Origin of the sequence: Polynucleobacter sp. JS-JIR-II-b4 (assembly GCF_018687815.1) — a bacterium.
GTDB lineage: Bacteria > Pseudomonadota > Gammaproteobacteria > Burkholderiales > Burkholderiaceae > Polynucleobacter.
In genome coordinates, this window is the sequence record NZ_CP061306.1 from 110,166 (window position 1) to 122,715 (window position 12,550).

Below are 12,550 nucleotides of genomic sequence, written 5' to 3' on the forward strand. Positions count from 1 at the left end.
AAGGGGGAAAACCAAGACCTTGTTGCCCTGATACAACGAAGAAAACCAAAAAACTACCTTTTGACAAGCAAAAAGATCTCCTACATGCCCTTACCCCCAGTCTAGCGGGGCAATACAAGCAAAATTAGCAAGTCCCAGTTTTATTTGGGCATTACTTTTAATTTTTGGAGATTTAAAGAATGAAAAAATCGCTATTAGCAATCGCAGCATTGACAGCATTTGCTGGCGCTGCTCAAGCTCAGTCCAGCGTAACCATTTATGGTTTATTGGACGTTGGTATCATGGGTCAAAGCAATTCAAACATGTTGAACGGCTCTACTGGCGGTACTTCTGCTGGTTACGGCGCTTCAAGCAGCAGCTCATACCCAAAAAACGGTAACTCCTTTGGCTTCATGCAGGGTGGTCAGTCTGCTAGCCGTTTGGGTTTCAAGGGTATGGAAGATATCGGTGGCGGCTCTAAAGTGATCTTTACATTAGAGCAAGGTGTTAACACTGACAACGGTTCACAATATGCTTCAGGTTTGCCAGGCAACGGTAAAACGACTGCTGGCATGGGTAACATGTCAAACACTGGTGACTCTTCTAACCAAGGTCAATTGTTTAACCGCGGCGCATTCGCTGGTGTACAAAATGACAAATGGGGCACATTGACATTAGGTCGTCAACAAACTTTGATGTTAGACAACATCGGTGGTTATGACCCAGTTAACGCACAACAGTTCTCACCTTTAGCCTTCTCAGGTCAATTCGGTGGTGGCGGTACAACTGACCAAGCTCGTGCAAACGGTGCTTTGAAGTTAAAAGAAAAAATCATGGGCTTTGATGTTAACGCCTTGTACGCACCTGGTGGCTATGCTGGTAACAACGGCGTTGGTACACGTTTAGAAGGTCAAATTGGTTACGAAACAGCTAAGTGGGGCATCCAAGCTATCACTTCATTCCAAGAAGATGCAACAGCTTTGGCTGGCGCTTCTTATGGTCAAGCAATTGCAGCTGGCGCTGTTTCACCAACTGGATCAACAGTTGCTGGCACAAACCAAGTAACTGCAACTGTTTACAACACACGTTCTACACAGTTGACAGCAAAATGGGCGCCATTGGATAAGTTGTGGTTAAAAGGTGGTTTCCAATATCAAAACTTGGGTACACCATCAAATCTTCAGTATTTGCAAGGTCAGCCTGTATTGCCTAACGGTAGTGGCTTTAGCGTATTCTCATACACAGCAGCTACAACACCTTTGATCAGAAATACTTGGTGGTTGGGTGCTAACTATGACTTCACACCAGCAATCAAGGGTTCATTGGGTTACTACCAGCAAAATGCCAATCGCAATGCTACAACATTGGCTGGCAGAACAACATTTATCTCCGCAATGGCTGAGTACTACTTGAGCAAGCGTACTAACTTGTACGCAGCTGCTTCACAAGTGAACTTCACTGGTTCTGCTGTTGGCGCGCCTTCTTATAGCAACGCTAACGTTAACCCAACAACTGTTAATCAGCAGTTCACATACGGTTTAGGTATGCGTCACACTTTCTAATTTAACGTAGGACTTGTGCCTACCTAGATTTAGATATGTAGTGAGTAACATCTAGCTGTAAATGTAATAAGAAAACCATCACACGCAAGTGTGGTGGTTTTTGTCTTTTAACGGATCTTAATTTCTTGACATTGGTCAAGGGATTTCAATTAAGTACTTTATGAAAAAATTAAATAAATTCGCCTTAGCTGCTAGTTTTCTTTGTGCGGCAGGTGTAGCAAAAGCACAATCGAGTGTGACGGTTTATGGTTTATTAGATGTGGGCGTGATGGCGCAAACTAATGCAGGCAATCTGAACACCTCAACTTGGGGTAACTCAGGTGCACCACTCAATTACCCTGGCGTTAAAAACGGTAATGTCTTTGGATTCATGACTGGTGGCGAGAGTCAAAGTCGCTTGGGCTTTAAGGGTCAAGAAGATTTAGGTGGTGGCACTAAAACCTTCTTTTTATTAGAGCAAGGCTTTAATGCGGCAACAGGCGTAACCGCAAGTAATGGTATGGCCGGCAATGGATCATCTTCTAGTGCTAGCCAGGGTGGCGATAATGCGCTACAAGGAATGCTGTTTGGACGTGGCGCCTATGCCGGTATCGGTAATGAGCAGTACGGCACCTTGACACTGGGGCGTCAGCAAGGACTCATGTTGCAAAATATTGGTAGCTATAACCCAGTTAATGCGCAGATGTTTTCCCCAATTGCTTTCTCGGGAACCTATGGTGGTGGTGGCTATACGGATAATGCGTATGTTAGTGGCGCCATTCAATACGCTAAAAAATACAATGGCTTTAATCTCAAGGCCATGTATGCACCTGGTGGTGTGGCAGGCAATAACTCCGCTGGCACTACTAGTGGCTTTCAGTTAGGTTACGAAGAGGCTAAGTGGGGCGTGCAAGCCATTGCTACCCATACTACGGATGCGACTAAGTTAACTGGAATCTCCTATGGCACGACCATTTCTACAGCAAATGGTGCTGCTTCCCCAGTTGGCGCTACAAAAGCTGGAACAAATGAGGTCTTGGTTACTCTAGCCAATACCTCGGCGCTACAACTGACTAGTAAATTTCAGGCTACAGATAAACTCAATCTGAAAGCTGGATATGAGCGTATGTTTATTGGTACGCCAAGCAACTTTCAGATGTATGCTGGTTTGCCAGTATTGCCCAGTGGATTTTCTATTGCAAGCTGGACGCCCAATAGAAATAATTACAACATCAATGTGTATTGGGTAGGTGCTAACTATAACTTTACTGAATCTTTAATTGGTTCGATTGGTTATTACTATGCAGGCACACAGCAGTCAGGCACACAGCTTAGTGGTGTGCAGCAGTTTCAATCTGCAATGCTTGACTACTATATGAGTAAGCGTACTAATTTGTATCTAGGTATTGGTAACATTAATACATCAGGATCTAATGTTCAGCCATTACCAGCAGGCAGTATGCTGAGTGGTAAGACTGTTAGCACACAGCAGACTTACGGAGTAGGTATGCGTCATACTTTCTGATGCCATAATGTACTTTCCCTAGCGCTATGTTCTAGGCGCTATAAAAATAAAGCCCGCAGACTTTTTGCGGGCTTTATTTATCTCTGTAACGCTACAAGTGAATTTATTAATTGCTCATTTATAAGAAATTAATTCATATCGCAACATATTTTCATAGCGATCGTTACCAATACCTGTATTGTTATCTAAGTAGGTGCCATTTGTGGTTTTGACTACCCACCTGCCAATATTCGGTGCTATCCAAGTCGTTGAGTGACGTAAGGAGGTGTGCCTAGAAAAATCATCACTAATGAAATAGATAGAGTTAGTGCTTTTTAATGTATTGAACTGACTGCCCTGAAGGGTGACCACTTCAGCTCCTGCATTGGTAATGGTAGATGACCAAAGATATTTGCTTTCGGCGTCACTAACTTTGTATTGAGTAGTAAAAGTTTGTGATTTGACATTGGACTGAGGCCACATTGGCATGGGGCTTACAAAATTCACTGGTGGATTCCAGTAGGGATCGCTTAAAACGAGCCCAGTAGTAGATTGAATCTCTGATGGTAATGAACCATGCTTTTGACTTTCCCGTTTAATTTCAATCAATGGTGCTACGGACACTACGTTTTCCGTAATCGTATCAATTACTTCATTGTTGTAGAGATTGCGTACGTTATAAATCCACTGTTGACCAACGGCCACCTTTCTGATTGCTTGGTAGCTCTCGCCAGAATCCATCTTCGATTCTGAGGTGCTGAAGACGGCATTACCTGCGCAGGCCGATAGAAGTGAGCCGAAAATGACTGTTGTCATAGACAAGAGTAAATACTTAAATGGTGCGTTTATTTTCATGATGTTCGTTTTCAGGGCGATGTATTGATCTTCATGTTAAACCAAATATCTGGATTAGGCGCGTTAAAAAGTATAGGAAATTCTTCCATACGTTGACCAGTTGTATTGTTTATACGTGTCCACTAATTGCTTGCTGGCCCCAATCGCTAATGAGAAATTTTTTGAAAGTCTATGGACAATCATTCCATCGATGGGGATAAACCAACTACCACTAGCAGTATTGAATATCATGCCATTCTCATCCCAGAAGCGGATTTGAGTATCAGGAGTAAGTGAAAGCCCTGCAGTTGGATAAATTTGCAGGTTGCGCTGAAGTGCGGGTTGATTGGGGTTGATATTAACCGAGTTATTTTTAGTATCAAAGCCATATATATAGCGCAGCAACGGTGAGAAGTCGGAGATTAGTGTATCTGCGCCTTCGGTTGGTTTAAAAAGCCATCGAATCTGTGGGCCTATTGCCCATTGCCCGTTATTTCCAAAGGGAAAAATGATTCGACCGCCAATGGTTGCATTGATGTTGGGTAAAAAATCCTTATCCTGCCCCCATATGGTTAGCATTGTGTTGCCCGCGCTAAATTGACCTGAGTTATTAAATTCTTGCCCGTTAGCGTTACTTGACACTATGGAGGTATCTAGGCGAATCCTGCCTTGCCAGGACCCGATATCCAGCGGATTGTAGTATCTGATTTTTAAAATATCACTATAGCTGGAGTTAGCTTGATAATTTTGATAGCCCCAAAATTCTAATGTTTTGTCATTGGATAGTTCTTGAGGTGTATTTTTAAATCTGCGATTTAAGTCCGTCTCCTCTGCAAGTGCTGATATTGGAAGAATGCCTAAGAGGATGAAGAAAATATATCGCATCAATAAGATACTGTTAAATCAGAATACTTAGAATTGATCTAAAACTAATATAGACCAAGGAAAATGAAACTGAATTCTAAGGTGTTTTCCTTGGCAGGTTGCTTTTAGACTGAAGTTCTATAGGTGCTTTCAAGAATAAATATGCTGCAATGCAATAAATTGATTCTGGCGTAAGAAAATCTTGACAGATCTTGCCAACAAGAATGTAATGGGCAGATGCAAAAATTTGTAAAAGTGCTAATTCTGTCGAGCTGTATCTTTTTTGCTCTTGTGAAAACTGCTGGCGCTCAAATTTTTGTCCAAAATGCTGTGCAAAGAGCTCAAGCTTATGTCGGCGTCCAAAAAGACGCTAATCCCTTGGATGAGTCATCTAAAGGATTAGAGCAAAAAGAACCCAATCTAAAGATTAACTTGAGCGCGCACGTATTAGGCAATATCTCTGAAAATACACTAGTATTTTTTCCTCTTGAGAATGAGTCTTGTTTTTGTATCCGCGTTTCAGAGGGTATGCCTGGCTTAGTGCCGTCTTCAATCTTCAGGCCTCCACGAGTCGTCTAGCACTCCAGGAGTTGGCAGATCACCTTCACTTGCTGTCATGATATTGCCAAGAGTTGCTCACATCCTTATTCAGTTTGAACTTATAGTTGACTGGCATCAAAGTGCCATTGTCAGCAGATGCGCTGAAGATTAGTGGAAGCGACTCCATTGATAAATTTTAGCTTTAATAAAGATTAAAAAAATGATTAGGTTAGTTAAATTAGCTTTAGAAAAGCCATATACATTTGTGGTGATGGCGATTTTGATAGCTCTAATGGGGATCTTTAGTGCACTTCGCTCCCCAATTGATATTTTTCCAGAAATTCGTATTCCAGTAATTAGCGTAGTCTGGTCTTATACAGGTATGCAGCCTGAGGATATGGCTGGAAGGGTTGTTTACGCTTATGAGCGCGCATTAAGCTCAACGGTAAATGACATTGAGCATATTGAATCTCAATCACTGCCTGGTTATGGAATTGTCAAGATTTTCTTTCAGCCTAGTGTCGATATTCGTCTAGCGACAGCACAAGTAACTTCGATTTCACAAACAGTGCTCAAGCAAATGCCGCCTGGTATTACGCCGCCACTCATTTTGAACTACAACGCTGCCACAGTGCCAATCGTGCAGCTAGCGCTCTCTAGTCTATCCCTATCTGAGCAACGTATTTTTGACTATGGACAAAACTTTATTAGACCTGCTCTAGCAAGTGTGCCTGGCAGTGCGGTACCTTCGCCGTATGGGGGTAAAACTCGTCAGATTCAGATTGACTTGCGTTTAGCTGCACTTCAAGCAAGAAAGTTAACCCCTAATGATGTGATTACCGCACTAGCGGCACAAAACCTCATTATTCCAACTGGCACACAAAAAATTGGAGAGTATGAATATAGTATTAAGTTAAATAATGGGGTGAATGGATTCCAGGAGATTGCCGACTTCCCGATTAAATTAGCAAATGGCGCAGTTATTCAGCTTAGGGATGTGGCTCAAGTTCGAGATGGCTCCCCACCGCAAACGAATCTAGTACGCTTGGATGGCGGTAAGGCAGTGTTGATGACTATTTTGAAATCTGGTGCAGTTTCTACGCTAGATATTATTGACGGCGTTAAAGCACTGGTTCCGAAGCTAAAGGAGTCCTTGCCTCCAGAATTAAATATCAATATTAACGGCGACCAATCAGTATTCGTAAAAGCTTCTATTAGTGGCGTGATTCATGAGGGATTGATTGCGGCAGCCTTGACTAGCTTAATGATCCTATTATTTTTAGGAAGCTGGCGATCAACTGTGATTATTGCTTCTTCGATCCCGCTTGCAATCTTGTTTGCGGTACTCATGTTGAACATTACCGGTGAAACCCTAAATATTATGACCTTGGGGGGTCTTGCCTTGGCAGTGGGTATTCTGGTTGATGATGCCACCGTTACGATTGAGAATATTAACTGGCACTTAGAGCAGGGAAAGTCGATTCAAGATGCAATCCTGGATGGCGCAGCACAGATTGTAGGGCCGGCATTTATAGCGCTACTATGTATTTGTATTGTATTTGTGCCTATGTTCTTTTTAGAGGGTGTCTCTAAGTTTTTATTTGTGCCGATGGCTAAGGCTGTGATGTTTGCAATGATTGGATCTTTTATCCTATCACGCACTTTTGTGCCTACTTTTGCAAATTTCATTTTAAAAGAAATTCATGGTCATGATGAGCATGCATCTGGACATTTGCGCTGGGTGATGGATATTAATCATACCAATCGAGTAGTCAGGATCAAGGGTAGGCTGGCTAAATTTCAATATCAATTTGAAAACGTATTTAACTCTGTCAGAAGCAGATATTTTGAATTTTTGAAATTAGTCATAGTGGATCAAAAAAAGTTCATTATGATATTTATGGTCGGCGTATTAGGCTCATATCTTTTAATCTTCTCTTTTGGGCGAGAATTTTTTCCAGCAGTTGATGGTGGTCAAATTAAGATGCACGTTCGAGTGCCAGTCGGCACTCGTCTTGAAGAAACCGCACGACAATTTAACGATATTGAGGCCGAGATTCGTCGCTTGGTGCCCCAAGATCAAATTGAAAGTATTGTTGACAATATTGGGCTATCTGTCAGCGGAATTAATATGGCATATAGCAGTACGGGTACCATTGGTCCACAAGATGGTGATATTTTGGTTTCTCTAGTTAAGGGGCACTCACCAACCGATGAATTTGTAAAGAAGTTACGTGAAGAGCTGCCTAAGAAATTCCCGTCAACTAGTTTTGCATTTTTGCCTGCCGATATTGTGAGTCAGATTCTGAATTTTGGTGCGCCTGCTCCTATCGATATTATCGTGAAGGGGACTAAGCGGGATGAAAACTTTGCCTTTACAGCAAAATTACTAGAGCGCGTTAAAAAAATCCCAGGGATTGCGGACGTGCGAATTCAGCAGGCAACGAATTATCCTCAGATTAATGTCGATGTAGATCGTGTGCAGGCTGCGAAGATTGGCATAACGCAAAGGGATATTACTAATAACATGGTGACTACATTGGCAGGTAGTGGCCAGGTAGCCCCTGCATTTTGGCTAAATCCATCCAATGGTATTTCTTATCCGGTAGTTGTTCAAACGCCGCAAATACAAGTTTCTAGTATTTCAGACCTTTTGAATATTCCGGTAGCCGGCTCGAACGCTTCAACAGGAACAATTCTTGGTGGAATCTCATCCTTAAGAAGAAATTTTGCAGATGCAGTTGTGACGCATGACAGTATTAAGCCTTCATTTGATATTTACGCCGACACTCAGGGTCGCGATCTTGGGGCGGTGGCATCTGATATCAATCGCATTATTGAGGAAGAAACCAAAAATATCCCTAAAGGCACAACCGTAGAATTGAGAGGGCAAGTTTCTACAATGAACTCTGCTTTCACTGGTCTAGGTTTAGGCTTGATAGGATCTATCGTATTAATTTACTTAATACTGGTGGTGAATTTCCAATCCTGGCTAGACCCATTCGTCATTATTACTGCATTGCCAGCAGCCATAGCCGGAATTATTTGGATATTATTTTTGACTTTTACAAACTTATCGGTACCAGCCCTTACGGGGGTGATTATGTGTATGGGGGTTGCTACAGCAAATAGTATTTTGGTGGTTAGTTTTGCCCGCGAACGTTTGCCAATCGATAAAGATCCGATTAAGGCGGCCTTGGAGGCTGGTTTTTCAAGGTTCAGGCCCGTGATGATGACTGCATTGGCAATGGTGATTGGTATGGCCCCGATGGCATTAGGTCTTGGTGAGGGCGGCGAGCAGAATGCCCCTCTTGGCAGAGCCGTTGTAGGGGGGCTCATTTTTGCAACGTTCGCAACTCTTATTTTTGTACCGGTTGTGTTTAGCCTTGTACATAAAAACTATGGATCAGAAAAAGCATGAAAACAATTAAATTCAATAAAGATTCTTTAAAAAATGTCCTTCCATTGGTGAAGAAGTATGTAGCTATAGCAAAAGAATTTTTAATTACGCTTTATCGAAAATATCAGGGACTCGAAAAAAATCAAAAGCGTATAGTCCAAGTGGTGCTCGTGATCGTCATTCTCAATTTTGGATTTCGAATTTATGGGTTTATTTCCGCTAAATTTCGCTCTGAAGAAAATGCGCAAAGGATAGTTACCGTTGTTATGCCAGTAGTTGGCGGTGCTGAAAATTCAATCTCCTTCCCGGGTCGCCTCGAAGCCTACTTAAATGCACCAATCTATTCTCGTGTAAATGGTTATATGAAGAAATGGGATAAGGATATCGGTGCCGAGGTTAAAAAAGGTGAGATTTTAGGAAGAATTGAGGCTCCAGAAGTGGATCAGCAACTACAGCAAGCAAAATCTGATTTGATTGCTGCAAAGAGTAATGAGGCTCTAGCTAAGATCTCCTTAACAAGATGGAAGAATCTTTTTGCAGAAGATGCTGTCTCAAAGCAAGAGTTGGATCAAAAGACTACTGAATATGAGACTAGAAAATCTTTGCGTCAAATTGCTGAGGCAAATTTACAGAAGGCTGAGATCTTCTCAGACTATAAAAATATTCCAGCGCCGTTTGCTGGGCAGGTTACCGAACGCAATATTGATGTGGGTGCTTTAGTAACCGCTGGTGCAGGTAAGCCACTATTTAATGTTGCCAATATTGATAAGTTACGACTGTTTGTAAATATTCCACAGGTATTTATGAACGATATTCAGCCTGGTATTTCGGCAAGAATTCGTGTTCCTGAGTTTCCGGAAAAAGTATTTGAAGCGAAGGTAGTCCGTTCGGCTGGCGCAGTAAATGAAAATTCTGGAACGGTCCTCATAGAGATTGAAATGGATAATCAAGAACACGTCTTAACTGCTGGCGAGTTTGCCCAAGTCAATATTGATCTGCCTTCTGATCGGAATATTCCGCGGGTACCGTCTTCGGCTTTAATTATTCGTAAGAACGGAGCATTCTTGGCAGAGGTTGGTAAAGATCAAAAGGCGGTATTTACCAAGGTCGTGATTGGCAGAGATTTTGGCCAAGAGGTTGAGGTGATTGGTCCAATTACGAATCAGTCTAAGATCATCAATAATCCACCGGATTCATTGATTGCTGGCGAGGTAGTAGTGCTTGCAAAAGAGTCGAACGGAAATAAGGCGAAATAGTATGTCAATTAAATTTCGACGTTTCCTAGGGGTTGGGCTGCTCAGCGTTTGCTATGGATGTTCTCTTGCTCCGGATTACAAGCGCCCTGAAATGCAAATGCCAAGTAACTTTAAGGAGATTTCTCAGGATTGGGTGGTTGCTAAACCTGCCGATCAGATGAAAAGAGGTTCTTGGTGGAAAAATTTTGGCGATCCGATTTTGGATCAATTGGTTACAAAAACTGAGGCCAATAACTTTCAAATTGCTGCTGCAGTGGCTCGATATGAAAATGCAAGTGCATTTTTAGCGGTTAATAACGCAGGGCTATACCCACAAATTGCAGTGACCGGTGCCACAACGGAGAATAGACAGTCTGCGGGAAGGCCTCTACGCGGGGCAAATCAGCCTAATATTTATGACAATAATTTTTTTGGCGGCCTTGCAACTTATGAGGTCGACTTATGGGGTCGCGTTCGGTCCGGCATTGATTCGGCATCGGCCTTGGCGGAGGCTAGTCAAGAGGATTTAGAGTCGGTACGTTTAATTATTCAGGCGGACCTCGTCAGCAGTTACATTGCGATGCGAGGTGTTGAATCTCAGCAGGATATTTTGCAGCAAGATTTAAGCACGTATCAAAAACAAGCCGATTTAATGCAAAAGCGTTACAAAGAAGGCATTAACCCTGGGGTCGATTTTTACAGGGTGCAGGGTTTGGTTGAAAGCGGGCGTATTCGAGAGAAGGCGCTACAAACCCGCCGCGCACAACTAGAGCATGTGATTGCTGTTCTGGTGGGAGAGTCTCCTTCCTCATTCTCCTTGCCAAGAGGGAGTGTTGATAATCTAAAGCTTGCTCCTGTGGCTGTATCTATTCCCTCGACCTTGCTTGAGCGTCGCCCCGATGTTGCGTCTGCCGAGAGAAGGGTAGCAGCTAGTAATGCAGAAATTGGTGTCGCAAGAAGTGCTTTTTTCCCAGTTCTATCTTTGTCCGCCTTTGGTGGTTATCAAACTGCAAATCAAGCTAATATTCTTGCCGCCCCTAATGCTTTCTGGACAATAGGACCGCTAGCATTTTTAACAATTTTTGATGGCGGTAGAAGATCTGCAATTGTTGATCAGGCAGTCGCGAAGAACGCTGAAAACACAGCTGTCTATAAAAATACTGTGCTTGTAGCTATTAAAGAGGTAGAGGATGTATTGGTGCAATTAAAGAATCGTGAAGAATCTTTAGTGAACGTCGAAAATAGCTTAATGTATGCAGAAAAAACTTATAAGATTTCTACGGTCAGATATCGAGAGGGCGTTGCTGGCTACCTAGAAATTGTCGATGCTGCCATTGATCAATCTAGAGCTCGGACGGTTCAGGTTGACTACCAGACTCAATTGCTGATTGATCGAGTTTTGCTGATCAAAGCCCTTGGAGGGTATTGGTAATTCAGAGTTATATAGCGCTCTGCGATGAGTCTTGGGCAGATGTTGTGAGATAAATCATAAAACGTAGGCCAGTTTTCTATGAAGATATCCTGATAATTTATGGGTTGAAGAATTTTTTAGCTCAAAACTGCAGAGCATCTTTAAAGACCTGGGCTACGTTTTTATAGTCATGCGCCTTAAATCCAGTGCATTTTTCTTGGCTATTCCCTAGATATCTGTTAAAACTACAAGAATTGTGAAATTTTTATTTGCCCACATATCTGCTAACTTTTTAGAATTGACCATGAAAAATACTTACTTTTTTAAAAGACTCCAAGGCTCAGCAGTTTTAGCTATCGCAACCATTTTGACAAGTTCCGGTGTATACGCATCTAGCGCCACTATGGATAAAATCAAGTCTACCGGCGCGGTTACTATGGGAGTCAGAGAGTCCTCAATCCCGATGTCCTATACCACTGGCGATAGCCGTTTTGATGGCTACCATGTTGAAATTTGCCGCATGATTTTGGGTGACATTAAAGATAAGTTGGCCATGAGCACTTTGCGCATCAACTATCAACCAGTAACTTCACAAAATCGCGTTCCTTTAGTACAAAACGGCACAGTCGATATCGAGTGCGGCACAACAACTAACAATGTTGCGCGTGCTAAAGATGTTGGCTTTGCCAACACCTTGTACGTTGAAGAGGTACGCATTGCAGTCAAGGCAAATTCAGGAATTACTTCTATTTCTCAATTGGCAGGTAAAAAAGTTGCGACAACAACAGGGACAACCTCTGTACAACTTTTGCGCAAGCATGAAAAAGCCAATGGTGTGAACTTTGACGAAGTATTTGGTAAGGATCATGCTGACAGCTTCTTGTTGCTTGAGTCTGGTCGTGCTGATGCCTTTGTAATGGACGGCTCTATTTTGGCTGGCAATATCGCCAACTCTAAGAATCCAAAAGATTACAAAATTGTTGGCGAAGTCCTGTCTACAGAGCCAATTGCAATTATGGTTCGTAAAGACGATCCAGAGTTTAAGGCTGCAGTGAATGCCGCAATTGCAAAGATTGTTGCGAATGGCAAAATGCCTGGATTGTGGAATAAGTGGTTCTTGTCACCAATTCCACCAAAAAATATCGTAGTTGGTCTTGAGCTATCCCCAGCAACTAAAAATGCTTGGGCTAATTTGAATGACAAACCTGCAGAAGATTACAACAAGAAGTAATTCAATTAAAT

At 42.4% G+C, this 12,550-nt stretch carries 9 protein-coding genes; 7 read left to right on the forward strand and 2 right to left on the reverse strand.

Annotation, left to right across the window (positions count from 1 at the left end; translation table 11 throughout):
• Positions 1 to 179 precede the first annotated feature (179 nt).
• Together ICV90_RS00665 and ICV90_RS00670 are read left to right on the forward strand one after the other, a co-directional pair.
• Positions 180 to 1,541 (forward strand): porin, encoded by a 1,362-nt coding sequence (locus ICV90_RS00665; RefSeq protein ID WP_215358871.1) that lies wholly within the window; start codon positions 180 to 182, stop codon positions 1,539 to 1,541.
• A gap of 160 nt (positions 1,542 to 1,701) precedes the next feature.
• The gene (locus ICV90_RS00670) at positions 1,702 to 3,045 is read left to right on the forward strand and encodes a porin (protein ID WP_215358872.1); all 1,344 of its coding nucleotides are present in this window, start codon (positions 1,702 to 1,704) and stop codon (positions 3,043 to 3,045) included.
• Positions 3,046 to 3,159: 114 nt separating this feature from the next.
• Here the strand turns inward: ICV90_RS00670 and ICV90_RS00675 are convergent, their stop codons facing one another.
• Both ICV90_RS00675 and ICV90_RS00680 read right to left on the reverse strand, forming a co-directional pair.
• Complete coding sequence (locus ICV90_RS00675) at positions 3,160 to 3,879, reverse strand: hypothetical protein (protein WP_215358873.1); 720 nt, start codon at positions 3,877 to 3,879, stop codon at positions 3,160 to 3,162.
• Positions 3,880 to 3,942: 63 nt separating this feature from the next.
• Positions 3,943 to 4,743, reverse strand: coding sequence for a hypothetical protein (locus tag ICV90_RS00680; RefSeq protein ID WP_251367748.1), 801 nt, complete (start codon positions 4,741 to 4,743; stop codon positions 3,943 to 3,945).
• 216 nt (positions 4,744 to 4,959) lie between these two features.
• Between ICV90_RS00680 and ICV90_RS00685 the strand changes: the two genes are divergently transcribed.
• From ICV90_RS00685 to ICV90_RS00705, 5 genes are all read left to right on the forward strand, one after another.
• Positions 4,960 to 5,301: a hypothetical protein gene (locus ICV90_RS00685; protein WP_215358874.1), complete on the forward strand. Its 342-nt coding sequence runs from the start codon at positions 4,960 to 4,962 to the stop codon at positions 5,299 to 5,301.
• Between the two features lie 181 nt (positions 5,302 to 5,482).
• Positions 5,483 to 8,683 (forward strand): efflux RND transporter permease subunit, encoded by a 3,201-nt coding sequence (locus ICV90_RS00690; RefSeq protein ID WP_215358875.1) that lies wholly within the window; start codon positions 5,483 to 5,485, stop codon positions 8,681 to 8,683.
• Positions 8,680 to 9,918 carry an efflux RND transporter periplasmic adaptor subunit gene (locus tag ICV90_RS00695; protein WP_215358876.1) on the forward strand — a complete coding sequence of 413 codons (1,239 nt, stop codon included), beginning with the start codon at positions 8,680 to 8,682 and terminating at the stop codon, positions 9,916 to 9,918. The genes ICV90_RS00690 and ICV90_RS00695 overlap by 4 nt, the downstream gene beginning before the upstream one ends.
• Before the next feature lies 1 nt (position 9,919).
• Positions 9,920 to 11,329, forward strand: a complete 1,410-nt coding sequence (locus ICV90_RS00700) for an efflux transporter outer membrane subunit (RefSeq protein WP_215358877.1) — start codon at positions 9,920 to 9,922, stop codon at positions 11,327 to 11,329.
• 283 nt (positions 11,330 to 11,612) lie between these two features.
• Positions 11,613 to 12,539, forward strand: a complete 927-nt coding sequence (locus tag ICV90_RS00705; RefSeq protein ID WP_215358878.1) for an amino acid ABC transporter substrate-binding protein — start codon at positions 11,613 to 11,615, stop codon at positions 12,537 to 12,539.
• The last annotated feature ends 11 nt before the right edge of the window (positions 12,540 to 12,550 follow it).

Bases quoted from the DNA above. Each gene is read 5' to 3' on its own strand.
- ICV90_RS00695 (WP_215358876.1), top strand. From the start codon at position 8,680: ATGAAAACAATTAAATTCAATAAAGATTCTTTAAAAAATGTCCTTCCA.
- ICV90_RS00705 (WP_215358878.1), top strand. From the start codon at position 11,613: ATGAAAAATACTTACTTTTTTAAAAGACTCCAAGGCTCAGCAGTTTTA.
- ICV90_RS00680 (WP_251367748.1), bottom strand. From the start codon at position 4,743: ATGCGATATATTTTCTTCATCCTCTTAGGCATTCTTCCAATATCAGCA.
- ICV90_RS00690 (WP_215358875.1), top strand. From the start codon at position 5,483: ATGATTAGGTTAGTTAAATTAGCTTTAGAAAAGCCATATACATTTGTG.
- ICV90_RS00700 (WP_215358877.1), top strand. From the start codon at position 9,920: ATGTCAATTAAATTTCGACGTTTCCTAGGGGTTGGGCTGCTCAGCGTT.
- ICV90_RS00670 (WP_215358872.1), top strand. From the start codon at position 1,702: ATGAAAAAATTAAATAAATTCGCCTTAGCTGCTAGTTTTCTTTGTGCG.
- ICV90_RS00675 (WP_215358873.1), bottom strand. From the start codon at position 3,879: ATGAAAATAAACGCACCATTTAAGTATTTACTCTTGTCTATGACAACA.
- ICV90_RS00685 (WP_215358874.1), top strand. From the start codon at position 4,960: ATGCAAAAATTTGTAAAAGTGCTAATTCTGTCGAGCTGTATCTTTTTT.
- ICV90_RS00665 (WP_215358871.1), top strand. From the start codon at position 180: ATGAAAAAATCGCTATTAGCAATCGCAGCATTGACAGCATTTGCTGGC.